21 protein-coding genes are annotated in these 22,769 nt (G+C 60.8%); 7 read left to right on the top strand and 14 right to left on the bottom strand.

What is annotated here, in order from left to right; all coding sequences use genetic code 11:
* Positions 1 to 4: 4 nt before the first annotated feature.
* Both ASD36_RS00740 and ASD36_RS00735 read right to left on the bottom strand, forming a co-directional pair.
* On the bottom strand, positions 5 to 241 hold the full coding sequence (locus tag ASD36_RS00740; RefSeq protein ID WP_060503566.1) for a hypothetical protein: 237 nt from the start codon (positions 239 to 241) through the stop codon (positions 5 to 7).
* 117 nt (positions 242 to 358) lie between these two features.
* A complete protein-coding gene (locus tag ASD36_RS00735; RefSeq protein ID WP_082512060.1) occupies positions 359 to 979 on the bottom strand; it encodes a TIGR00730 family Rossman fold protein in 621 nt (206 codons plus the stop codon).
* Positions 980 to 1,237: 258 nt separating this feature from the next.
* Between ASD36_RS00735 and ASD36_RS00730 the strand changes: the two genes are divergently transcribed.
* Together ASD36_RS00730 and ASD36_RS00725 are read left to right on the top strand one after the other, a co-directional pair.
* Positions 1,238 to 3,103, top strand: a complete 1,866-nt coding sequence (locus tag ASD36_RS00730) for a LysM peptidoglycan-binding domain-containing protein (protein ID WP_060503565.1) — start codon at positions 1,238 to 1,240, stop codon at positions 3,101 to 3,103.
* Between the two features lie 204 nt (positions 3,104 to 3,307).
* Positions 3,308 to 5,194, top strand: coding sequence for an ABC transporter ATP-binding protein/permease (locus ASD36_RS00725; RefSeq protein ID WP_060503564.1), 1,887 nt, complete (start codon positions 3,308 to 3,310; stop codon positions 5,192 to 5,194).
* Between the two features lie 3 nt (positions 5,195 to 5,197).
* Here the strand turns inward: ASD36_RS00725 and ASD36_RS00720 are convergent, their stop codons facing one another.
* Positions 5,198 to 5,845: a VOC family protein gene (locus ASD36_RS00720; protein WP_060503563.1), complete on the bottom strand. Its 648-nt coding sequence runs from the start codon at positions 5,843 to 5,845 to the stop codon at positions 5,198 to 5,200.
* A 193-nt stretch (positions 5,846 to 6,038) separates the two neighbouring features.
* Between ASD36_RS00720 and ASD36_RS00715 the strand changes: the two genes are divergently transcribed.
* Both ASD36_RS00715 and pssA read left to right on the top strand, forming a co-directional pair.
* Complete coding sequence (locus ASD36_RS00715; RefSeq protein WP_060503562.1) at positions 6,039 to 6,737, top strand: phosphatidylserine decarboxylase; 699 nt, start codon at positions 6,039 to 6,041, stop codon at positions 6,735 to 6,737.
* A 32-nt stretch (positions 6,738 to 6,769) separates the two neighbouring features.
* Positions 6,770 to 7,627: a CDP-diacylglycerol--serine O-phosphatidyltransferase gene (pssA, locus tag ASD36_RS00710; RefSeq protein ID WP_060503811.1), complete on the top strand. Its 858-nt coding sequence runs from the start codon at positions 6,770 to 6,772 to the stop codon at positions 7,625 to 7,627.
* Between the two features lie 88 nt (positions 7,628 to 7,715).
* Here pssA and ASD36_RS00705 read toward each other — a convergent pair whose 3' ends face one another.
* The 7 genes from ASD36_RS00705 to ASD36_RS00675 all read right to left on the bottom strand — a co-directional run bounded on the left by ASD36_RS00705 (position 7,716) and on the right by ASD36_RS00675 (position 16,146).
* A complete protein-coding gene (locus tag ASD36_RS00705) occupies positions 7,716 to 8,456 on the bottom strand; it encodes an SDR family NAD(P)-dependent oxidoreductase (RefSeq protein WP_060503561.1) in 741 nt (246 codons plus the stop codon).
* A gap of 129 nt (positions 8,457 to 8,585) precedes the next feature.
* Positions 8,586 to 10,076, bottom strand: coding sequence for an amidophosphoribosyltransferase (gene purF, locus ASD36_RS00700; RefSeq protein ID WP_060503560.1), 1,491 nt, complete (start codon positions 10,074 to 10,076; stop codon positions 8,586 to 8,588).
* A 153-nt stretch (positions 10,077 to 10,229) separates the two neighbouring features.
* Positions 10,230 to 10,844, bottom strand: coding sequence for a CvpA family protein (locus ASD36_RS00695; RefSeq protein WP_060503559.1), 615 nt, complete (start codon positions 10,842 to 10,844; stop codon positions 10,230 to 10,232).
* A 143-nt stretch (positions 10,845 to 10,987) separates the two neighbouring features.
* Positions 10,988 to 12,391, bottom strand: coding sequence for a DNA repair protein RadA (gene radA / locus ASD36_RS00690; protein WP_060503558.1), 1,404 nt, complete (start codon positions 12,389 to 12,391; stop codon positions 10,988 to 10,990).
* Positions 12,392 to 12,570: 179 nt separating this feature from the next.
* Positions 12,571 to 13,731 carry an alanine racemase gene (alr, locus tag ASD36_RS00685; protein ID WP_060503557.1) on the bottom strand — a complete coding sequence of 387 codons (1,161 nt, stop codon included), beginning with the start codon at positions 13,729 to 13,731 and terminating at the stop codon, positions 12,571 to 12,573.
* Between the two features lie 130 nt (positions 13,732 to 13,861).
* Complete coding sequence (locus ASD36_RS00680; protein WP_060503556.1) at positions 13,862 to 14,509, bottom strand: TerC family protein; 648 nt, start codon at positions 14,507 to 14,509, stop codon at positions 13,862 to 13,864.
* Between the two features lie 134 nt (positions 14,510 to 14,643).
* Entirely contained in the window at positions 14,644 to 16,146 is a 1,503-nt protein-coding gene (locus tag ASD36_RS00675; RefSeq protein ID WP_060503555.1) for a replicative DNA helicase, read from the bottom strand.
* Between the two features lie 356 nt (positions 16,147 to 16,502).
* Here ASD36_RS00675 and ASD36_RS00670 point away from each other — a divergent pair, with 356 nt between their 5' ends.
* From ASD36_RS00670 to ASD36_RS00660, 3 genes are all read left to right on the top strand, one after another.
* Complete coding sequence (locus ASD36_RS00670) at positions 16,503 to 16,946, top strand: MarR family transcriptional regulator (RefSeq protein WP_060503554.1); 444 nt, start codon at positions 16,503 to 16,505, stop codon at positions 16,944 to 16,946.
* A gap of 109 nt (positions 16,947 to 17,055) precedes the next feature.
* Positions 17,056 to 18,627, top strand: coding sequence for an MFS transporter (locus tag ASD36_RS00665; RefSeq protein WP_244482047.1), 1,572 nt, complete (start codon positions 17,056 to 17,058; stop codon positions 18,625 to 18,627).
* 18 nt (positions 18,628 to 18,645) lie between these two features.
* The gene (locus ASD36_RS00660; protein WP_060503552.1) at positions 18,646 to 19,701 is read left to right on the top strand and encodes an HlyD family secretion protein; all 1,056 of its coding nucleotides are present in this window, start codon (positions 18,646 to 18,648) and stop codon (positions 19,699 to 19,701) included.
* Between the two features lie 108 nt (positions 19,702 to 19,809).
* Here ASD36_RS00660 and rplI read toward each other — a convergent pair whose 3' ends face one another.
* The 4 genes from rplI to rpsF all read right to left on the bottom strand — a co-directional run bounded on the left by rplI (position 19,810) and on the right by rpsF (position 22,294).
* Positions 19,810 to 20,385, bottom strand: coding sequence for a 50S ribosomal protein L9 (rplI, locus tag ASD36_RS00655; RefSeq protein WP_060503551.1), 576 nt, complete (start codon positions 20,383 to 20,385; stop codon positions 19,810 to 19,812).
* A 25-nt stretch (positions 20,386 to 20,410) separates the two neighbouring features.
* Complete coding sequence (locus ASD36_RS00650) at positions 20,411 to 21,388, bottom strand: DUF2232 domain-containing protein (protein ID WP_060503550.1); 978 nt, start codon at positions 21,386 to 21,388, stop codon at positions 20,411 to 20,413.
* Positions 21,389 to 21,589: 201 nt separating this feature from the next.
* Complete coding sequence (gene rpsR / locus ASD36_RS00645) at positions 21,590 to 21,838, bottom strand: 30S ribosomal protein S18 (protein WP_037107250.1); 249 nt, start codon at positions 21,836 to 21,838, stop codon at positions 21,590 to 21,592.
* Positions 21,839 to 21,850: 12 nt separating this feature from the next.
* Complete coding sequence (gene rpsF, locus ASD36_RS00640) at positions 21,851 to 22,294, bottom strand: 30S ribosomal protein S6 (protein WP_037107253.1); 444 nt, start codon at positions 22,292 to 22,294, stop codon at positions 21,851 to 21,853.
* Positions 22,295 to 22,769 lie beyond the last annotated feature (475 nt).

The raw sequence follows: 22,769 nt of genomic DNA, 5'->3' as shown, positions 1-22,769 counted from the left end.
GCCCTTATGCCTGGTTGTACTTGTTCAGAACCGCTGCAATGTCCTCCGAGGTGGCGAAATTGCCACGATCGGCTTCTTCGATGCCGTCCTGCACGCCTTCAACCCATTTTTCCTGCCAGGCAAGGGAGCGGCCATGCGATAGCGCATCCTCAATGATCTGCTGGCGCGTCAAAGCTGACCGGGCAGCCAGCTTATCGATGCGGCGGCTTAAATCTTCGGAAATGCTGTTTTTGTCGCTCATCAAAATATATTTCCGGCACACCTTGTTCTACCGCCAGAGTACAACTCTGCAGCCGGTCGATCAATACGGGCAGGAACCGGCCGAATGGTCTCGTCAAATACCATTGCGCCGCGACGATTACAGCTTGGCGATGATGCCGTCGTCGCCGTCGCGGTCGACCTGGCTGGCCCAATGGGCAAGCAGGGCCGGAACGACTTCGTCGGCGCTGTCGATGACCAGCGGCTGGACGAGGTGGGCGGTGTGGATGAAGCCGCTGTCGGCCATATGATGGATCAGCTTCATCAGCGGATCCCAGAAGCCGTTGATGTTGACCAGCACGATCGGTTTGCGGTGGCGGCCAAGCTGCGCCCAGGTCATGACCTCGACGATCTCCTCGAGCGTGCCAATGCCGCCGGGCAGGGTGACGAACGCATCCGAACGCTCAAACATCTTGTGTTTGCGCTCATGCATGTCCGGCGTCACGATCAGTTCGCTGAGCTGCCCCAGCGAATGGCGGGTGGCCTCCATATCCATCAGGAATTCTGGTATAATACCTGTCACGCGGCCGCCATGCGAAAGAACGCCGCTTGCGACGGCTCCCATGATGCCTTTCGTGCCGCCGCCATAGACGAGGCGAAGGTGATTTTCGGCGATGGATTTGCCGAGAATCCGGCCGGCGTCCATGAAGGACGGATCGCGTCCGGGCTGGGAGCCACAGTAGACGCAAACGGATCGAATCGGGATGTTTTTCTCGCTCATGCCCCAAAGAGACACCGTGGGCAGGATGCGTCAAGAAAAATGACGGGAAACGGGGCTTTCGGCCGGTCTGAACATGCGGCGATGCTTGTGGAAAACCTCGGGAATCGTTAGCATTTTTTAAGCTTGAGCTGACGTTATAGTGAGGTTGATTCCGTTCAACAGCAACTGACGGAAAGCTGCTGGCAGTAAGGCTTGGAAAAAGCTGCCCTTCTGCGCCCATGCCGGGCGTAGGCGGTTCCGGGCCATTTGGAGATGTGCATGATGAAGAACAAGGCCGGCTGGGTGGCTCTTATCGTCCTGGCAATTGCGACACTGCTGATGATTTTCTTTGTCATGCCCAATATCAACGGCAGTAAGGACAAGGTCACGGCGCAAGCTCCGGCGCAAACGCCAGCAGATACCGCCGATAGCAAAACGGCAGACGCCAAGCCGGCAGACGCCAAGAGTGCGCGCCCGGCCGCCGCAGGCGACACCGCGACTGCGACCGATGCCAAGCCCGCCGATGCGGCTTCGGCGTTGACCGTGCCTGCCTTCGACGTGCTGCGCGTCGAGCCCGATGGTTCGACGGTGATTGCAGGACGGGCACAGCCCAATACCAAACTGGAGATCGTCAACGGCGAAACAGTCGTTGCGACTGCAGATGTCGGTGCGACCGGCGATTTCGCTGCGATCTTCGATAATCCGCTGCCGGCAGGCGACTATCAGCTGACGCTGCGCAGCATCGGTGAAAACGGCGTGACCACGTCCTCGGATGAAGTCGCAACCGTCTCGATCCCGAAAGACAAGACAGGCGAATTGCTCGCCATGGTCTCCAAGCCCGGTGAGGCCAGCCGTATCATCACCAAGCCGGTAGCAGGCGCGGCCGCCGTTGCTTCCGGTCAAGTGGCCAAAGCCGAGCCTTCACCGGCGGTTGCACAGACCGCGACGGATGTCGCCCAGCCTGCCGGTACGGCAATTTCCGCTCAGCCTCCGGCGACAGGCGATGCGGCTGCCGCCGCAGCAACCGGCGACAAATCCGTTGTTGGCGTTTCGGCCGTCGAGATTGAAGGCAAGAAGATTTTCGTGGCCGGTAACGCCAAGGCGGGTGCGCTGGTGCGCATCTACGCCGACGACACGCTGGTCGGAGAAACCAAGACCGACGAGCAGGGCCGCTTCGTCGTCGACGGCACGATCGAGCTGCCTGTCGGCAACCACACGATCCGTGCCGACATGATGGGCGCTGATGGCAGCAAGGTCGAGTTGCGTGCCGCCGTGCCGTTCGATCGTCCGGCCGGTGATCAGGTGGCAGCCGTGGCGCAGGGTAACGCACAGGGTTCCGTCGTGCCGCTCGAAGGCGGCAGCTTCGATGGCTTGCGTCTGGAAGCGACCAAGGCTCTGAGCCTGCTGAAGGGCCTGTTTGCGGGTGGCAAGGTGCCGTCGGCAGAAGAACTGGCGGCGGCGCGTTCGGCGACAGAAATCGCTCTGAAGTCGCTCGCCGATTTCAAGGTTGCTGACAATCTGGATGCGAATGTCAAGGAAATGGCGGCCAAGACCGCCTCGGCCGCGACGGATGCGCTGACCATGCTGAAGGCGCTCCCCAAGGATGCGGCAAGTGTCTCTGCATCGCTCGGCAAGATCGAGACTGCGGTCGGTTCGGCCTTGATGCCGCGCACTGATGGTACGGGTAACGATGCCGTTGCCAGCCAAACCACGACACCGGCACCTGCTCAGGATTCTGCCGCAGCGGCAGGCACGGCACCGGTTGAAAGCAGCGATGCAGCCAAGCCTGCGACGACGGAGACGGCACAGAAGCCTGCCGCAGAGTCAGGCACTGCCGCTACGGTAACCGATGATGCCTCCGCTGCCACCGGCCAAGCATCTGCCGAACCGAAAACCGTCCAGCAGGCACCGTTACAGCAGAGCAAGACCTCGGTGATCATCCGCCGTGGCGACACGCTCTGGCAGATTTCGCGCCGCGTCTATGGCGCCGGTGTCCGCTACACGACGATCTACCTTGCCAATGAGGACCAGATCGCCGATCCGGACCGGATTCTTCCGGGCCAGATTTTCGGCGTGCCGGACAAGGCGATGTCGGAATCCGAATCGGAAGAGATGCACCGCAAGCATGTGAAGCATCTGCCCTGACCGGTTTTTAACTGCCGCTCCATTGCGGCTGCCGATGATAAGACCTATCTGAGATACAAAGCGGCGCCTTGAAAAGGGCGCCGCTTTTGATTGAAAATAGCATCTGCGCGCCACCTCCTCGATGTCCTTCATTGTCGTGACATCCAAGACGCGCAAGGACTGCCGCATGTGACGTGCGGTGGGTGAACGAAGGCGGGACAGGACGTGGCAGCGCAAAAGAAAACGGTATCGGCGGATTCGGGTAATCCGCTGCAGACGATCATCAATCTCTGGCCCTATATGTGGCCGAGTGACCGCACCGATCTGAAGATGCGGGTCGTCTGGGCGACCGTGATCCTGCTGGTCGCCAAGGTCGTGCTGCTGCTTGTTCCCTATTTTTTCAAATGGGCGACCGATGCGCTTAACGGCAAGACCGATATTGTCGGCGTCCTGCCGGCGGTCTTCACCGGTGCCGTCATGCTGGTGCTGGCTTATAATCTTGCCCGCCTGTTGCAGGCTGGTCTCAACCAGCTGCGCGATGCGCTGTTTGCCAGTGTCGGCCAGCATGCGGTGCGCCAGCTTGCCTATCGCACCTTCGTCCACATGCATCAGCTGTCGCTGCGCTTCCATCTGGAGCGGCGCACCGGCGGCCTGTCGCGCATCATCGAGCGCGGCACCAAGGGCATAGAAACGATCGTCCGCTTCACCATCCTCAACACGGTGCCGACGCTAATCGAGTTCCTGATGACGGCGGTGATCTTCTGGTGGGGGTACGGGTTCAGCTACCTGCTGGTCACGGCCGTCACCGTCGCCCTCTATATCTGGTTCACCATCAAGGCCAGCGACTGGCGTATTGCGATCCGCCGCTCGATGAACGACAGCGATACCGACGCCAACACCAAGGCGATCGATTCTCTGTTGAACTTCGAAACCGTAAAGTATTTCGGCAACGAGCAGATGGAAGCCCAGCGCTTCGATCAGTCGATGGAGCGCTACGAGCGTTCGGCGACGCAGGTCTGGACGTCGCTTGGCTGGCTGAACTTCGGCCAGGCGGTGATTTTCGGCGCAGGCACCGCGGTGATGATGGTAATGTCCGCCCTGGCGGTGCAGCGCGGCGAACAGTCGCTCGGCGATTTCGTCTTCATCAACGCCATGCTGATGCAGCTTTCCATTCCGCTCAATTTCATCGGCTTCGTCTACCGCGAAATCCGTCAGGGCCTGACGGATATCGAGCAGATGTTCGACCTGCTGGAAGTCGAGGCAGAGGTCGTCGATAGCCCGGATGCCAAGGAACTGGCGATCGACAAGGGCGCCATCGCCTTCAAGGATGTGCATTTCGCCTATGATCCGGCCCGGCCGATCCTCAAGGGCATCTCTTTCGAGGTGCCGGCCGGAAAGACGGTCGCCGTCGTCGGTCCCTCGGGTGCCGGAAAATCAACCTTGTCGCGGCTGCTCTACCGGTTCTACGACGTGCAGGACGGTTCGATCACCATCGATGGTCAGGACGTGCGCGACGTGAAGCAGAAGAGCCTGCGCGCCGTCATCGGCATGGTGCCGCAGGATACCGTGCTGTTCAATGACACCATTGCCTACAATATCCGCTACGGCCGCATCTCCGCCACACAAGCGGAGGTCGAGGCGGCAGCCGACATCGCCCAGATCGGCGGTTTCATCAAGAGCCTGCCGGAAGGCTATGGCGCCATGGTCGGTGAGCGCGGCCTGAAGCTGTCTGGCGGCGAGAAACAGCGCGTGGCGATCGCCCGCACCGTTTTGAAAAGTCCACCGATCCTGATTCTCGACGAGGCAACCTCGGCGCTCGATACCCGCACCGAGCAGGAAATCCAGACGGCCCTCGACATCGTCTCGCAGAACCGCACGACGCTGGTGATCGCTCACCGGCTGTCCACCGTCATCCATGCCGATGAGATCATCGTCCTGAAGGACGGCGGCATCGCCGAGCGAGGCACCCATGGCGAACTGATCGACCGAGACGGTCTCTACGCCTCGATGTGGAACCGTCAGCGTGAGGCAACGCAGGCGGAAGAGACACTCAAGAAGGTGCGCGAGAGCGACGATCTCGGCGTCATCGTTCGTGGCCCGGCAGCGGTCTGAGCGTCAGTCGCCCGGTCCTGCAAACAGGATCAGGTTGCCGTTCGGATCAAGCACGATGAAAGTCCGTGCGCCCCAGGGCTGTGTCTTCAATGTCTGCTGAAAGGTAATCCCGGCCGCCTGATACTCAAGGAAGAGTGCCTTGATATCAGCGGCGCTGTCGAGCGTTATCGCCGCCGACAGCAGTTCCTCACGCTGGCGGATATCGCCCACGAACACAGGCTCTGAAACAAGCCGAAGGCAAAGCCGCGCCTTGTCTCGTTTAACGATGCCGAAGAATGGCGGATCACCATAGGAGAAATCGACGGCAAAGCCGAGTTTTCCGGTGAAGAAACTGAGGGATGCGGCGAAGTCGGAGACATAGAGAACCGCCTCTGTCCCGCTGAGATAGGGACGTTCAGAGATTGTCCCGGTGGGATTGTTCATGGCGTGGGTTCCTGTCGTCAGCGCCTCCCATCGCTCAAATCCATTCTGGCGGGCAACAAGCTCCTGTGCATCGGCCAGCGAGAACGGTGCATCCAGTACGTCGCGGTCAGCGAGATGCCTGAAACGGGGCAGGGTGGCGCGAATGACCGCCGCCACGGGATGGTGCCGTTCACGATGCCAGCGCAGATATCGCTTGGCCTGCTTCTTCAGGTTTTCGATGTTTGGCATGGGCGCAACTACGGTTTCTGTCGTAGGTGGGCTTAGCCCCTTCGGCTCCTGCCGATGCGCCCTACAGCAACAAGGAGATTTTCTTTCGTCGCACGTAGATTGTCAACATGGCTGCAAAGCAACCGCCCCGCATTGCTCCCGCCATGTTTTCAGGTTAGGTCGATGGCGTTAAATTTGCAGGAGATGCCGTAAGATGAGCTTGATCAACACAGTGCGCAACACACTGGTTCCGGTGCACAAGGAAGGTTATCGCTTTATTGCCGGTTTCTTCGTTGTTTCGCTGGTTCTCGGTTTCCTCTGGGAGCCACTGATGTGGGTCGGCTTCATCCTGACAGCCTGGTGCGCGTATTTCTTCCGCGATCCCGAGCGTATGACGCCGCTCGACGACGATCTGGTGATCAGCCCGGCCGATGGCCGCGTCTCGTCGATCGCGATGATGACGCCGCCGGAAGAGCTTGGCCTTGGAACGGTGCCGATGCTGCGCATCACCGTGTTCATGAATGTCTTCAATTGCCATGTGAACCGTGCGCCGATGCGCGGCAAGATCAGCCGGATCGCCTACCGGGCCGGTAAATTCGTCAATGCCGAACTCGACAAGGCGAGCCACGAGAACGAGCGCAACGGCCTCGTCATCGAAACCACGCATGGCGACATCGGTGTCGTCCAGATTGCCGGCCTTGTTGCCCGGCGCATCATGTGCTGGTCGGCCCCGAACGACACGCTGCAGGTGGGCGAACGGTTCGGCCTCATCCGCTTTGGCTCGCGCCTCGATGTCTTCCTGCCGGAAGGTGCCGAGCCCCGCGTCAGCCTTGGCCAGACGGCCATTGCCGGTGAAACCGTTCTGGCGGAATTCGGCTCTGCCAAGGGACCGGTCATCAGCCGTCGCGGTTGATGCAAGAGGCGAAAGCGAAACAGGAGCAGATCATGGAAACGCCCTTTCCGCCCTTTGACCCGCACGGTCCGAACGACGACGAGGCCCGTGGCCCGCGCCTTCGAGAAATTCCGTTGCGGCTGCTCGTGCCCAACCTGATTACGGTGCTTGCCATCTGTGCCGGGCTTTCCGGCATTCGTCTCGCCTTCGAAGGCCGCTTCGAGCTTGCCGTTGCCATGGTGCTGGTCGCAGCCTTCCTCGATGGTATCGACGGGCGCGTCGCCCGTCTCTTGAAGGCAACGTCGAAGTTCGGCGTGCAGATGGATTCGCTCGCCGACATCGTCAATTTCGGCGTCGCGCCGGCGCTCGTCCTCTATGCCTATGTGCTTGATCAGGCACGGTCGTTTGGCTGGATCGCAGCGCTGATCTACGTCATCGCCGCCGGTCTTCGTCTGGCCCGTTTCAACGTCATGGCCGAGCGCGACATCAAGGCCAAATGGCAGTCGGAGTATTTCGTCGGCGTGCCGGCCCCGGCCGGAGCCATGCTGGTTTTGCTGCCCGTCTATCTTGGGCTGCTGGGCGTCGAGACGGACCGCGTGCTGGGCCTGATTTCGTCCGCCTACACCGCCCTCATTGCATTCCTGCTCGTCAGCCGTCTGCCGGTCTGGTCGGGCAAGTCGGAAAACCGCGTCCGTCGCGATCTGGTTCTCCCGGTCATTCTGGTTGTTGTGCTCTATGTCGCAACGCTGATGAGCTTTACGTGGGAAACGATGGCCATTACCGCCGTCGGCTATCTGCTGACGCTACCGTTCGGCGCGCGCGCCTGGCACCGCAAATATGGCAGCAAATGGCCGGGTCACCCCGATCATTCGCAGCCCGGAGAAGATGGCCTGCCGGGCGACAAGACTTAGACATGACATTGAGTTCATAGAAAATGCCGCCGGCAACGTTGTTGCGGGCGGCTTTTTTGTGCCGGCGTTCACGCAGCTGCGAAGAATCTCAATCCGGCAGGCGGTAGTCGGCGATGCGGTTTTCGCGGACGATGAAGAGCTTGCCGGTCTCCGTCTGATCCGGACCAACCAGCGGCAGCAACTTTGCGGCCACCTCGGACGGATGCGGTACAGTCGACGGGTCTTCGCCTGGAATGGCCTGTGCCCGCATGGCAGTGCGGGTGGCGCCGGGATCGACCGAGAGGATGCGCAAGGGCAGGCGCTGCGTTTCCCCGGCCCAGGTGCGGGCCAGCGCTTCGACGGCGGCCTTGGAGGCGGAGTAGGGTCCCCAGAAGGGCTTGCACTTATGGGCGGCGCTTGACGACAGGACCAGCGCGCGTCCGGCATCGGACTGCTGCAGCAGCGGATCAACGGACCGGATCAGCCGCCAGGTGGCCGTGACGTTGACGGTCATCACCTTTTCAAACACCTTGGCCTCGACATGGCCGACCGGCGAGATGACGCCAAGCACGCCTGCATTGGCGACGAGAATGTCGAGCTTGCCCCAGCGTTCGTTGATGGCGCCGCCGAGCTTGTCGATCGCTGCCATATCTGCAAGGTCGAAAGGAACCAGCGTTGCGGGCAGGCCGCCCGCGGACTTGATTGCGTCATCGAGATCTTCCAGGCCGCCGACCGTGCGGGCGCAGGCGATGACCTGTGCGCCGGCTTTCGCCAGTTCAAGTGCGGTGAAATAGCCGATACCGCGCGATGCGCCGGTGACCAAGGCAATGCGGCCTTTGAGATCGATCATGTCTGGGTGGCTCCGAATTCATTGATGCGGGCTTGCTGTGCCACACGTCCTGCTTCCCGCGCAAGCCGGGAACCGGATGTTGAGGGAACAAGCGCGATCCTCAAGCCCTTTCGGGCTCAAGGAAGGGGATCAGCCATTGCTGGCAAGCATGGAAAGCTTGGGGCTTACGGCTTCACCATTCTTGTCGAGCAACCGTGTCGGATAGTCGCCGGTGAAATAGTGATCGGTAAACTGCGGCCGGGCATTGTTGCGGTCCTCGCCGCCGACGGCGCGATACAAGCCATCGATCGTCAGGAACTCCAGCGAATCGGCGCCGATGAATTTCGCCATCGCCTTGATGTCGTTGTACTGGTTGGCGAGCAGCTTTTCGGCATTCGGCGTGTCGATGCCGTAGAAATCCGGGAAGAAAATCATCGGGCTGGCAACGCGGATGTGAACTTCGGTTGCGCCGGCATCCCGGATCATCTGGACGATCTTCAGCGAGGTTGTGCCACGCACGATCGAATCATCGACGAGCACGACACGCTTGCCTTCGATCATCGCGCGGTTGGCCGAATGCTTCAGCTTGACACCGAAGGCGCGGATTTGCTGCGTCGGCTCGATAAAGGTACGGCCGACATAGTGGTTGCGGATGATGCCGTATTCGAACGGAATGCCGCTCTGCTGGGCATAGCCGAGCGCTGCGGGCGTACCGCCATCCGGCACCGGGACGACGACATCGGCCTCGACCGGCGATTCCTTGGCAAGGTTGATGCCCATGTTCTTGCGGGCCACATAGACGCTACGGCCGCCGACCACGGAATCGGGACGGGCAAAATAAACATATTCGAACAGGCAGAGCCGCTCCGGCTGCGGATTGACGGGCTTGCGCGCATCGATCTGGATCGAGCCATCGGCCTGGATCTCGCAGATGATCACTTCGCCGTTCTCGACGTCGCGGATGTACTTCGCACCGATAATGTCGAGTGCGCAGGTTTCCGAGCAGAAGATCGGCTTGCCGTCGAGTTCGCCCATCACCAGCGGCCGGATGCCGGTGGGGTCGCGGGCCGCGATCAGCTTGGTGCGGGTCATGGCCACCATCGAATAACCGCCTTCCATCTGGCGGATGGCATCGATGAAGCGGTCGGCTGTCGAGGTGTGGCGCGAGCGGGCGATGAGATGAAGCACGACTTCGGTATCCGATGTCGACTGACAGATGGCGCCGGTGGCGATGATCTGGCGGCGCAGCGTCAGGCCGTTGGTGAAGTTGCCGTTATGGGCAATGGCGATACCACCGACTTCGAGTTCGGCAAACAGCGGCTGCACGTTGCGCAGTGCCACTTCGCCCGTGGTCGAATAGCGCGTATGGCCGATGGCAATCGAGCCGGGCAGCTTTGCGAGAACTGCGGGGTCGGTATAGTGGTCGCCGACCAAGCCCATGCGCTTTTCGGTATGGAACTGCTTGCCGTCGAAGGTGACGATACCGGCGGCTTCCTGGCCGCGATGCTGCAGGGCGTGCAGCCCGAGCGCCGTCAGCGTCGCGGCATCCGGGTGTCCCAGAATGCCGAACACGCCGCATTCTTCATGCAGCGTGTCGCCGTCGATCTCATCGTGAATTTCTGCGGCTCGCAAATGGGTCATCGCTGTTGGCCTTTGTGTTAACGGCTGGAACGCGTTTGGCATATCGTATCGGGTCTTGCGGCCTTCAAGCCGTCATGACTTGAGGGTTTCGCATATCATCATTGCAAAATGCACAGAGCCCGCCGGAGCGGGCTCTCATTTTAGCATCCGGCCTTAGCCGTTGGTAGCTGCGCCGTTGGTGGCGGGCGTTTCTTCGGCCGGGGGCTGAGTGGTCGCGCCAGCAGGGGCCTCGTTTTCGCCTTCGCCGGTCGTGTCCTTACCGCGCAGGCGGTCGAGAATGGTGGCATCGGCATTTTCAGGCAGGAGCGCGATCAGCTTGCCGCCGAGATTGTCGAGCAGCGGCTTGGATTTTGCGGTTGTGACCCAGACCGGCTGCTGCTGCGGGGCGACCAGCCAGTTGAAGAACAGCATGGCGACGACGACCAGCAGGACGCCACGCGCCGCGCCAAAGAGAAAGCCGAGTGTCCGGTCCAGCGCCCCGATGCGGCTGTCGATGATGAAATCGGCGATCCGCATGGTGATGAAGGAGACGATGATCAGCGCGACGAGAAAGACGACGCCGGCCGAGCCGATCATCGCGACTGTATCGCTGCTGGTGTAGTTCTTGGCGTAAGGCAGGAGATATGGGTAGAGAAAATAGGCGGCAGCTGCAGCGCCGACCCAGCTTGCGACCGACAGAACTTCCCGGGAAAAACCGCGAACCATCGCCAGAATGGCCGAGAAGAGCGCGACGCCGAGAACGATACCGTCGAGAATTGTAATGGGCATATTGTCCTACTCCGAAACCGCCTTGAGACGGCCCCACGCTGATTTTTCGCGAACCATATATGATGACGCGAGGGGCGTCTTTCGATGGTCCATGATTGAACACTGTTTTCACCGGAATTCGCCATTTTTAAGCGGCAATTTCCTCAATCATCATTATCCGCCTGCTTCAGGGCTCCCTTCGAGCCGGCAATGCGCGCCACCAGATCCGGCAAGCTTTCCATCTCCGCGCAACTCATGCCGTTGCCCTTGGGCAGGTCGGCGGAGGCGGAAGGCAGGACGGCCTGTGAAAAGCCGAGTTTTTCGGCTTCTTTAAGGCGCTGGGCGGTATGCGCAACCGGCCGGATGGCCCCGGACAGACTGACTTCGCCGAAATAGACGCAATCGGAGGGAAGGGCAAGACCGGCAAGCGAGGAAACCAATGCGGAAGCGACCGCAAGGTCTGCCGCGGGCTCCGAAATCCGGTATCCACCGGCAATATTGAGATAAACGTCGTGCTGACCGAGTCGTACCCCGCAATGGGCCTCGAGCACCGCAAGGATCATCGACAGCCGTGCCGAATCCCAGCCGACGACGGCGCGGCGCGGCGTTCCAAGCGATGTTGGCGCCACCAGCGCCTGGACTTCGACCAGCACGGGCCGTGTCCCCTCCATGCCGGCGAAGACCGCAGCACCCGGCGATTTCGCGTTACGCTCGCCGAGAAACAGTTCGGACGGATTGGTGACTTCGCGCAGTCCCTTGTCGGACATCTCGAACACGCCGATCTCGTCGGTCGGGCCAAAACGATTCTTGACGGTGCGCAGGATGCGGTAGTGATGGCCGCGGTCGCCTTCGAAATAGAGTACAGCATCGACCATATGTTCGACGACGCGCGGACCGGCGATCTGGCCTTCCTTGGTGACGTGGCCGACCAGAACGATGGCGGCCCCCGTCTGCTTGGCAAAACGGATCATCGCCTGAACGCCGGTGCGCACCTGCGTCACCGTGCCGGGTGCCGAATCGGCCGTGTCGCTCCAAAGCGTCTGGATCGAATCGATGATGGCGAGGTCCGGCCGCTTACCTTCGCCGAGTGTGGCAAGGATATCCTCGACGTTGGTTTCGGCAGCCAGAAGTACCTCGGTATCGGCAGCCCCCAGCCGTTGTGCCCGGAGCCGCACCTGCGCCACGGCCTCTTCGCCCGAGACATAGATGATCCTGTGACCGCGCCGCGAGAGAGCCGCGGCCGCCTGCATCAGCACCGTCGATTTGCCGATGCCGGGATCACCGCCGATCAGCACGGCCGAACCGCGCACGAACCCGCCGCCGGTTGCCCGGTCAAGCTCGGAAATCCCCGTCTGAATGCGCGGTGCATCCTCGATCTCGCCCGATAGCGTGGTGAGCGCAACGGGACGGCCCTTCTTCGGCGTCCGGCCAGGCCCGCCGCCGATTCCGCCCATCGGGTCTTCCTCGACGATCGTGTTCCACTGGTTGCAGCCTTCGCATTTCCCCACCCACCGGGCGTGAACGGTTCCGCAGTTCTGGCAGATGAATTGTGTCCGGGCTTTCGCCATCAAATTTCGCTTTCGGGGAAGTCTTCGGAGGTCATGTCCTGGCGGCCGTGAAGGATGCGGACAGGTGAGACGCGAGGATGGGGCGGCGGGAGGTCAGGTTGCAAAAATAGCGATGATCTCCTTTTGTTCCAATCTATAACATCACTTTCCCGATTCCAAGCCGCAATCTCGAAAAGCTATCAGGCCTCGATATACGCCCGCTCATACCGGCTCCCGAGGCTCGTCAGCATCTCGTAGCCGATCGTGCCACCGGCGCGGGCAACGTCATCGATGGCGACATGATTGCCGAACAGTTCGATATAGTCGCCGGGTCGAACGGCATTGTCAGCAAAATCAGTGATGTCGAACAGGCTGAGATCCATGGTGACGCGGCCGAGATGCGGCACCTTCTGTCCGTGCAGGAAGCCGTAGGCACCCGATGGTGTCGCCTGGCGCAGGGTGACGCCGCCGCCGGAGACCGAGCGGTGATAGCCGTCGGCATAGCCGATGGCGACGATCGCCACCCGGCTGTCGCGGGAAAACTGGGCCGAGCCGCCATAGCTTGCCGTGTCGCCGGTCCGTACACGGCGGATCTGCAGGATGCGCGCCTCGGCCGTCACCACCGGTTTCATCGGATTTTTCACGTCATTGACGGCTTCGCCGCCATAGGTAGCAATGCCCGGGCGGGTCATGTCGAAATGGAAATCTGGTCCCAGATGAATGCCTGCCGAATTGGCAAGGCTTGATTCGACGCCTTCGAAAGCGGCCGTAACCGCGCGGAATGATTCGAGTTGCCGGCGGTTGAGCGGATGCGCCTGATCGTCGGCGCAGGCGAGATGGCTCATGACCAGAATGGGCGAGAAGCTCGCGGGGCGAGCCGGATCACCGGCAAGTGCCAGTGCTTCGTCCAGCGTCAGCCCCAGGCGGTTCATGCCGGTATCGATGTGTAGGACGCAAGGATGATCGCCGCGCTCCGACAGCACCGACATGAAGAAGGCCAGTTGCTCCTCGGAATTGATGATTGGCACTAGACCATTGTCGAAGAATAGCTGCTCGTTGCCCGGCCACATACCGGCAAGAATATGGATGCGGCCATCCGGAACGATCGGGCGAAGCGCCACGCCTTCCTCGACACTGGCGACGAAGAAATCCCGGGCACCTGCGGCATAGAGCGTGCTTGCCGCAGGTTCGATGCCGATCCCATAGGCATTGGCTTTCAGCACCGCCGCGGCCCGCGCCTTGCCGGACAATTTGTCCATATGGCGCCAGTTGCTGGCGAGCGCACCGAGATCGATGGTCAGACGGTTGGACGCAGCCTCAAAGGCGGGATCGGCGAAGGGGGGAGTGTGCAAATTGGCCATGGCAAGAGAGATACAGCCAGATCGGGGCGGCTGCAATCGTCAGCACCATGCATCGGCCGGCACCGTGCGTTGTGTGGCCCGCGATCGCAACGGTTGCGATCACGGAAAGGGCGACGTTTCGCCCGCCGGATTACATCAGCGATGATGTGATCAGCGGTTCGACTTCCATGAAGCCTTCGTAGATCATCTTCAGCGCGACGAAGAGGATGATGGCAAGGCCAAGATAGGAAACCCAGGGGAAGCGGTGCAAAAGCTTGGCGATGTACGATGCGGCAATGCCCATCAGCGCGACGGATACCGCAAGGCCGAGGATGAGGATGTTCGGATGCTCGCGCGCGGCACCGGCCACGGCCAGCACGTTATCGAGCGACATGGAAACGTCAGCGATGACGATCTGGATTGCGGCCTGCTTCAGCGTCTTGCGCGGCGCGCCGTTGCCGACTGTGCCGCTCTTGTCCATGTCTTCGCCGGTCAGCGTCTCCAGGCCCTCGTTTTCCTCCTTCGCGGACGTCCGCAGCTCGCGCCACATCTTCCAGCAGACCCACAGAAGCAGGATGCCGCCGACGAGCAGAAGACCGAGAATCTGTAGAAGCTGGGTGGCGAGAAGGGCGAAGATGATACGCAGGACTGTGGCTGCAGCGATGCCGATTAGGATCGCCTTGCCACGCTGTTCCTTGGGAAGACCGGCTGCCGCAAGACCGATGACAATGGCATTGTCGCCTGCGAGAACGAGATCGATCGCAAGCACCTGCAGCAGCGCGATAATAGCTTCCGTCAACTGATTTCTCCAGACTGCCCTTCGCGGCCAAGGGCTGCGAAGGCTTTGCTAAATTTCTTCCCGCTTAACCGCAAGTCTGGATATTTGCAACACGGCCAGCGGCCGTTGCCGGGGGAAGGGTCATTTTTCGCGGGTCACGGTTCCTCGTATTGGGTGAAGGACGGATCTGCCAGATCGGTGAAGCGGGTGAATTCCGACTGGAAGGCGAGCTTGACCGTGCCGGTCGGCCCGTGACGCTGCTTGGCGATGATCACGTCCGCCGTGCCCTTGACCGATTCGAACTTCTGTTTCCACTCTTCGTATTTCGGGTCGAACTCGTCGCGCGGTTCAAGGTTCTTCACGTAATATTCTTCGCGGAACACGAACAGCACGACGTCGGCGTCCTGCTCGATCGAGCCGGATTCACGCAGGTCGGAGAGCTGCGGGCGCTTGTCTTCGCGGCTTTCCACCTGACGGGACAGCTGCGACAGCGCGATGATCGGCACGTTCAGTTCCTTGCCGAGCGCCTTCAGGCCCGTGGTGATCTGGGTGATTTCCTGCACGCGGTTTTCGCCGGACTTTCCCGAGCCGGTCATCAGCTGGATATAGTCCACCACCAGGCAATCGAGGCCGCGCTGGCGCTTCAGGCGGCGGGCGCGGGCCGATAGCTGGGCGATCGAGATACCACCGGTCTGGTCGATATAGAGCGGCGTTTTCTGCATCGTCTGGGAAAAGACGACCAGCTTCTCGAACTCGGCTTCGGAAATATCACCGCGCCGGATTTTTGAGGACGAAACGTCGGTCTGCTCGGAGATGATACGCGTGGCCAGCTGTTCGGAGGACATTTCGAGCGAGTAGAAACCGACAACGCCGCCATTCTTCGCCTTGAAGGAGCCGTCTGCCTGGACTTCCGGTTCATAGGCATGCGCCACGTTCCAGGCGATGTTGGTGGCAAGCGAGGTCTTGCCCATGCCCGGGCGTCCGGCCAGAACGATCAAGTCGGAGCGTTGCAACCCGCCCATGCGGGCATCGAGCGACAGGATGCCGCTGGAAATGCCGGAAAGATGGCCGTCGCGCTCGAAGGCCTGTCCGGCCATGTCGATCGCCAGGGCCACGGCATCGTTGAACGCCTGAAAGCCGCCGTCGTAGCGGCCGGTTTCGGCAAGTTCGAACAGCCGGCGTTCGGCATCTTCGATCTGGCTCTGCGGCGGCATGTCGAGCGGTGCGTCATAGGCGATATTGACCATGTCCTCGCCGATGGTGATCAGCGAGCGGCGCAGCGCCAGATCGTAGATCGCCCGGCCATAGTCCTCCGCGTTGATGATCGAGACGGCTTCCGAGGCGAGGCGGGCAAGATACTGCGCCACCGTCATGTCGCCGACCTTCTCGTCGGCCTTCAGAAAGGTCTTGATCGTCACCGGATTGGCGGTCTTGCCCATGCGGATGATGTCGCCGGCGACCTCGAAGATTTTACGGTGCAGGGGCTCGTTAAGATGGACGGGCTTCAGAAAGTCCGAGACGCGGTAGAAGGCATCGTTGTTGACCAGGATAGCGCCCAGCAACGCCTGTTCCGCCTCAAGATTGTTTGGCGCTTCGCGATAGGCTGTGTCGCCCTGATCTTTCGTCATGGGTACAATTCTCCGCGCTGCTTCATTCATGGCGTTCCGCCTTTGTCTTTCGTCATTTTTGGTGTGCCACCGGTTTGAGCGGCTTGCTGCCAAGCGTCAATGACCTGGCTGCAACAGTGGCCGCCACAGTGGCAGTAGCGGCCAGCCGTCACCGTTGTTCACAGGGGCTTATGGGCGAACTCGAAAAATCTGTCGATAGCGCTATTTCCTGTTGACCGGATTCCTTTCGAATCGGCGTCCGGCAGTAGGTTGCGGTGTCTTACCCCGATCCATTGCAGTTCACACGGTTTTTACCTGAGACGGGATCAACAGCTTGAAAGACGGACCTCGATCGATTAAGTAGGACTAAAATAAGTAGTATGCTACTAATATGAAAAAGGTACGAAATGTTGAACTCCGCCGTCAATCGCGAACTCTTCGATGCGCTGGCTTCGGTGAACCGCAAGCTGCGGGCGCTGTTTGATGCGCGGGTGAAGGAGCGGGGGCTGACGCTGTCGCGTGCCAGAGCCCTGTTTGCCCTGTCGAAGCGCGATGGCCTCAATCAGCGCGAACTGGCCGACGAGCTCGGCATCGAGACGCCGACGATCGTGCGCCTGCTCGATGGTATGGAGAAGCAGGGGTTCATCGAGCGGCGGGTCGAGGCGAGCGATAGACGTGCCAAGCAGATCCACATGACAGCCCACGGCCGCGGCATCGCCGACGAAATCGACAAGCTCGCCTGCGAAATCCGTGAACAGGTGCTGGGCGGTGTCGATGCGCGGGACAAGGCGACAGCTTTGCAGGTGGTCAGCCTGATGAATGGCAATATTCTTGCCATCGGCCGGAACTGAGCTGCACATGAGCACGGTGGACCAGCGGATCGATGATGACAATGACATCGAGCGCGAACCGCCGGTCGCCGATCCGGTCCCACTCCCCATCCAGCCGCCGCCGGAGCCGATGAGCCCGGCGAGGGCTGCCATCTACATGGTGTCCTCGCTTCTCCTGTTTCTTACACAGGGCCTGGGCATGAACCTGCTCAACGCCAATATCTACCAGCTTCAAGGATCACTCTCGGCAACGACATCGGAAATCGCCTGGCTCTCGGCCGCTTACATGGCGCCCTATGCCTCGATGTCGATCGGGCTGTTCAAGATTCGCGCCCAGTTTGGCCTGCGGCGGTTTGCCGAACTCAGCATCATCTGTTTCGTTTTTGCGTCCGTCCTCAATCTCTTCGTCTCCGACCTGCATTCGGCAACCGTCGTCCGCTTCCTCAGCGGCATGGCGGCGGCGCCTCTGTCGACACTCGGCTTCCTCTACATGCTCGAAGCCTTCCCGCCGGCGCGTAAATTGTCGGTGGGGGTGAGCCTTGCCTTGATGAACACGACGCTCGCAGCGCCGATCGCCCGCATCATCTCGCCGCCGCTGATGGATCTCGGCGGCTGGCATGCGCTTTACACCTTCGAGATGGGGCTGGCATTGATGGCGCTGCCGGTCGTCTATCTTCTGCCGTTGACGCCGCCGCCACGTGCAAACGTCATCCAGAAGATGGACATTCTCAGTTATCTGTTGCTGGCCGTTGGTTTCGGTTGTCTGGCGGTCTTCTTGACGCTCGGACGGCTCTACTGGTGGTTCGAGGCGTCGTGGCTCGGTTTGCTTTTGGCCGGATCGATCGCAGCGTTGACGCTGATGGTGGCGCTTGAGTTGCCGCGTAAATTACCTTTGATCGATCTTCGCTGGGTGTTCTCGAAAGAGAACATGCATATGGCCGGCATCCTGCTTCTGTTTCGTGTTGTCAGTTCCGAGCAGACCACGACAGCGGCCAATTTCTACATGCAGCTGGGTTTGCTCAACGAGCAGACGCAGACGATGTACGCGATCATCCTGATGGCCTCGATTGCCGGCGGGCTAGCCTGCACGGTTCTGATGCTGACGAGATATGTCGAAACGGCGCATGCGCTGGCCCTGGTGTTGATCGCCACCGGCGCCTTTCTCGACAGCCAATCGACGAGCCTCACCCGGCCGGAGCAGATGTATCTTAGCCAGGCGATGGTGGCGGCGGGCGCTGCGATGTTCCTGCCGCCGGTCATGTCCCGAGGATTTGCTGCCGCCCTGGCCAGGGGGCCAGCTTTCATCGTCAATTTCCTGCTGATCTTCCTGTTCACCCAGAGCATCGGAGCGCTTTTGGCACAGGCGGCGCTCGGTTCTTTTGTCACCCTGCGGGAAAAATTCCACTCCAACGTCCTGGTCGAGCATATCCTGCTTACAAATCCCTTTGTGGCGCAGCGCGTGTCGCAACTCTCCGCCTCTTATGGCAAGGTCATCACCGACAAGTCGCTGCTGAATGCCGAAGGCCTGCAATTGCTTGGCCAGCAGGTGACGCGCGAAGCCAATATCCTTGCCTATAACGACGCCTTTCTCGTCATTGCCGTTGCCTCCGCCATTGGTCTTGTCCTGCTGCTCGGACATCTCGCTTGGCAGCGCCTCATTCCGCACAAAACAGCCGCGAGTGCGGTTGCCACCCAGTCCTGACACGCCCAGAGTTCATCCATGCTGAAGACATTTCGTTCCCCCGCGACCATCCTGACGCTCCTGGCAGGCCTTGCCGGCGTGCTACTGGTCCTCTACGCATGGCGCCTGCCGCCGTTTGCCACCACCGTAGAGATGACCGACAACGCCTACGTTCGCGGTTTTGTGACGATCGTCAGCCCGCAGCTGTCCGGCTATGTGGCAGCAGTCCCGGTCAAGGATTATGAGGCGGTCAGGGCAGGGCAGGTTTTGGTGAAGATCGACGATCGGATTTTTGCCCAGAAGCTGGCGCAAGCCAAGGGTACGCTGGACGCGCAGAAGGCGTTGCTTGCCAACTCATACCAGCAGGAGCTCTCGGCCAGGGCAAGCATCGTCGCCAGCGAAGCCCAGCGCGACATCACTGCCGCCGCGTTGACGAGGGCCAATCAGGCCTGGGTGCGGATTCAACCGCTGGCCGAAAAGGGTATCGCCACATCGGTCGATGTCGACACCGCTCAGGCAACGCTTAATCAGGCAAAGGCCGGTGTCGATCAGGCGACGGCGGCGATCGAGGTGTCTCGCCAAAATCTTGCCACCACGATCGGCTCCAGGGCAGGGCTCGAAGCCGGTGTGCGCAGCGCGGAAGCTGCCGTCCAGCTGGCGCAGATCGATCTCGACAACACCACGATCACCGCGCCGCAGGATGGCAGGCTTGGCGAAGTCGGCGCGCGGCTCGGGCAGTATGTGACGGCAGGCACGCAATTGATGGCCGTTGTGCCGAAGGATGTCTGGATCATCGCCAATTTCAAGGAAGCCCAGCTTGATGGGATGAAGATCGGCCAGCCGGTGGTGTTTACGGTGGATGCCCTTAACAAGGCGCGGTTGAACGGCCATGTCGAGCGCTTTTCGCCGGCGGCCGGCTCCGAATTCAGCGTCATCCGTGCCGACAATGCCACCGGTAATTTCACCAAGGTGGCCCAGCGTGTCGGCGTTCGCGTTTCGATCGATCCGGACCAACCGCTGGCAGCAGCTTTGGCGCCGGGCATGTCGGTGGAGGTCAGCGTCGACAAGGCGGCGGAACCGCAACTGCTAAAGTAATTGCCAATCAACCCTTGAAACGCGAAAGGCCCGCGATTTGCATCGCGGGCCTTTCGTTTTGCCGGTCTGGCAAGATAGGTGCCGCCGGTGCACCGATCGTTTTGACGATTACTCGTCTTCGCCTTCGAATTCGGCTTCCGGGTTGAAGAAGTCTTCCGGCTTCAGGGCGTCTTCGTCAACGCCGTAGATGGCGTCGGCCGACGTCAGGCTTTCGCCCTTGAGCTGACGCTCAGCTTCTTCAGCCGAACGGGCAACGTTCATCTGAACCTTGATTTCGACTTCCGAATGCAGGTGCAGGACAACGTCGTGCAGGCCGATGGTCTTGATCGGGTTGTTCAGGTCGACCTGGTTGCGGCCGATGTTGAAGCCTTCGGCAGCCAGAACGTCGACGATGTCGCGGGCAGCAACCGAACCGTAGAGCTGACCGGTTTCGCCGGCCGAACGGACGACGATGAAGGACTTGCCGCCAAGCGTTTCGGCGACAGCCTGGGCTTCGGACTTGCGCTCGAGGTTACGGGCTTCAAGCGTTGCACGCTCGGCTTCGAAACGCTTCTTGTTGGCTTCGTTGGCGCGCAGCGCCTTGCCGAGCGGCAGCAGGTAGTTACGGGCAAAGCCGTCGCGAACCTTGACGGTTTCGCCCATCTGGCCGAGCTTGGCAACGCGTTCGAGAAGAATGACTTGCATTGGTTTAGTCCTTTCGTGTGTCTGTTCAGAGGTCTTTAGTGTCAGTCTCAGTGGTTTTCCCTGCCGGTGACAGCGCGATGGCGCGCCGCGTGTCCATCAGACCCGACAGGAGAAAGAAGAATGCCGGGATCGTGAAGAGCAAAACCGACAGATAGCCAAGCCACAACACGGGAAGCCGCCAGGACTTGCCGCGTGTGCGGAAATGGAAGACGGCAAAGCCGGCCAGCATGAATCCGGCGCCGAATGTGCCGCAGATGAGGGCGCCGACGATTGCCGGAACGCCGCCCGTGAAGGCGAGCAAAAGGCCTCCGAGGAAGGCAAAGATCGAAAAGCGGTGCATGCGCAGCGTCGAGGGCATGTCTTCGCGCGGACGAAGGCTCTTGCCGGAGGTCTGGACGATGCGGGTGGCGATGTAATAGGCCGCAAACAGCATCAGCACCCAGATGGCGCCCTGAACCATAGGCAGGGCGACGGAAAAGATCGATTTGATCTGCGCGATCGAGGCGGCATCCGGATTATAGCCGGGTTCCTGCGCCTTCAGCGCTTCCATGACGATATCGATCATCCGGTCGGACATGGCGCCGTCGTAACCGATGATGACGCCGACGATGAGCATGCCGATCGTCACGAGGATGGCGAGATTGGTCAGGATATCCGAGAGCGGATACCAGGCCATTGCCCCATCAGGGCCGCCAAGCTCGGACGCCGGACGGGCGAGGTTGGCGAGGTGGCTGAGCCATGCGGCAGGGATCAGCGTGATGACGGCGATCAGAAGCGCGAAATAGGGGGAGACAAGCACGGTGCCGGTCAGGCCGGCAACGACGACGGCGGTGATCGCGGCGGTGTTGCCCCAGCCAAGGCCGGCAATCAGGATGGGTAGCGCGGACGCAGCGTAAAGCACGATTGCAAACGACGACTGCGTGTTCGCGCCAAGCGAAAGCAAGGCAGCGGTCACGCCGGCGAAAGCGCCGGTCAACAGCGATGTTTGGTTCAATGTCTTCACGGTTCGCTGTCCTGCTATCAAGCAGTTAGAGGCGTTTCTTGATTCAGAAACAAAGCCCCAACATGGGTTTTAGCGCTGAGTGCGCCGGTGTTTCCGATCCGCGCCCAACGCGGAAGGGAGAAGGTGAGGCGATGCCATCGGCTGTTCGCCTCACCTTGAGTCAGCTTCCGTTGAGTCAATGCCTCAACGGACGGTCAAGTCTTAGGACATGACGTAAGGCAGGAGGCCGAGGAAGCGGGCGCGCTTGATGGCCTGGGCCAGTTCGCGCTGCTTCTTCTGGGAAACTGCCGTGATACGCGAAGGAACGATCTTGCCGCGCTCGGAAATGTAGCGCTGCAGCAGACGGATGTCCTTGTAATCGATCTTCGGAGCGTTGGCGCCGGAGAAGGGGCAGGTCTTGCGACGGCGATGGAACGGGCGGCGTGCCGGAGCGGACAGTGTATCAGCCATGGTCTTCTCTCCTTATGCCCGGTCTTCGCGCGGACGGCGCGGACGGTCTTCACGATCACCACGTGGCGGGCGGTCGCCGAATTCGCGGCGCGGGCCACGATCGTCGCCATCGCGGCGCGGACGGTCGTCGCGGTCGCGCTTCTGCATCATGGCGGACGGGCCGTCTTCATGCTGCTCAACAGCGATGGTCATGTAACGAAGGATGTCTTCGTTGATGCGCATCTGGCGCTCGATCTCGTGAACGGCCGGTGCCGGAGCATCGATGTCCATCAGAACGTAGTGAGCCTTGCGGTTCTTGTTGATGCGGTACGTCAGGGACTTGAGGCCCCAGTTTTCGACGCGCCCGACTTTTCCGCCGTTAGCTTCCAGTACACCCTTGTACTGTTCGACGAGAGCGTCGACCTGCTGTGCGGAAATATCCTGCCGGGCAAGGAATACATGTTCATAAAGAGCCATGAGGCTTTGCCTTTCTTGCGTTAATCGTCACCCGGAAATCGGCGGCTAAGCCTCAACGACTGTTCAAGTGGCTGCGAGCAGCCGGCAAGAAAGTGTTGTTTCGAGACGGTCGAGAGCGGAGACACGGGAGGCTGGACCCCTTTAGGTCCTGACAGGTCTCTTAAGGGAAACCGGCCCTCCGTTCAGCCACCAGCCAGAAGACCGGGTGTTGCGAACAGCGCGCTTATACGCATTTTCGGGCAGGAAGCAAGGGGTGAGGGGAATTTAGGGGGCGGGCGGCCCTTCTTTCCTTTCCCCTTGTGGGGAGGGTGGCTTAACGGGCCGGGAGGGGCTTCTTGTGCTCCGCGCCTGTGGCCTTGCTGCTCCCTAATCCTACCCACAAGTGGAGGGAGTGGTCCGGTATCTGTCGCACCCACAACATGCATCGTCGCCGCGCGAAGGATCGCCGTGGGTTACGGGGATAATTTTTATCGTG

The sequence above is a fragment of the Rhizobium sp. Root1334 genome, assembly GCF_001426665.1.
Taxonomy (GTDB): domain Bacteria; phylum Pseudomonadota; class Alphaproteobacteria; order Rhizobiales; family Rhizobiaceae; genus Pararhizobium.
Note: the sequence above shows the minus strand (reverse complement) of the source record. Positions and strands in the feature narration are given on the sequence as shown.

Bases quoted from the DNA above. Each gene is read 5' to 3' on its own strand.
- ASD36_RS00670 (WP_060503554.1), top strand. From the start codon at position 16,503: ATGTTGAACTCCGCCGTCAATCGCGAACTCTTCGATGCGCTGGCTTCG.
- ASD36_RS00720 (WP_060503563.1), bottom strand. From the start codon at position 5,845: ATGCCAAACATCGAAAACCTGAAGAAGCAGGCCAAGCGATATCTGCGC.
- purF (WP_060503560.1), bottom strand. From the start codon at position 10,076: ATGACCCATTTGCGAGCCGCAGAAATTCACGATGAGATCGACGGCGAC.
- ASD36_RS00730 (WP_060503565.1), top strand. From the start codon at position 1,238: ATGATGAAGAACAAGGCCGGCTGGGTGGCTCTTATCGTCCTGGCAATT.
- ASD36_RS00665 (WP_244482047.1), top strand. From the start codon at position 17,056: ATGAGCCCGGCGAGGGCTGCCATCTACATGGTGTCCTCGCTTCTCCTG.
- ASD36_RS00675 (WP_060503555.1), bottom strand. From the start codon at position 16,146: ATGAATGAAGCAGCGCGGAGAATTGTACCCATGACGAAAGATCAGGGC.
- pssA (WP_060503811.1), top strand. From the start codon at position 6,770: ATGGAAACGCCCTTTCCGCCCTTTGACCCGCACGGTCCGAACGACGAC.
- ASD36_RS00735 (WP_082512060.1), bottom strand. From the start codon at position 979: ATGAGCGAGAAAAACATCCCGATTCGATCCGTTTGCGTCTACTGTGGC.
- alr (WP_060503557.1), bottom strand. From the start codon at position 13,731: ATGGCCAATTTGCACACTCCCCCCTTCGCCGATCCCGCCTTTGAGGCT.
- ASD36_RS00740 (WP_060503566.1), bottom strand. From the start codon at position 241: ATGAGCGACAAAAACAGCATTTCCGAAGATTTAAGCCGCCGCATCGAT.
- ASD36_RS00705 (WP_060503561.1), bottom strand. From the start codon at position 8,456: ATGATCGATCTCAAAGGCCGCATTGCCTTGGTCACCGGCGCATCGCGC.
- rpsF (WP_037107253.1), bottom strand. From the start codon at position 22,294: ATGGCTCTTTATGAACATGTATTCCTTGCCCGGCAGGATATTTCCGCA.
- ASD36_RS00715 (WP_060503562.1), top strand. From the start codon at position 6,039: ATGAGCTTGATCAACACAGTGCGCAACACACTGGTTCCGGTGCACAAG.
- ASD36_RS00695 (WP_060503559.1), bottom strand. From the start codon at position 10,844: ATGCCCATTACAATTCTCGACGGTATCGTTCTCGGCGTCGCGCTCTTC.
- radA (WP_060503558.1), bottom strand. From the start codon at position 12,391: ATGGCGAAAGCCCGGACACAATTCATCTGCCAGAACTGCGGAACCGTT.
- rpsR (WP_037107250.1), bottom strand. From the start codon at position 21,838: ATGGCTGATACACTGTCCGCTCCGGCACGCCGCCCGTTCCATCGCCGT.
- ASD36_RS00660 (WP_060503552.1), top strand. From the start codon at position 18,646: ATGCTGAAGACATTTCGTTCCCCCGCGACCATCCTGACGCTCCTGGCA.
- rplI (WP_060503551.1), bottom strand. From the start codon at position 20,385: ATGCAAGTCATTCTTCTCGAACGCGTTGCCAAGCTCGGCCAGATGGGC.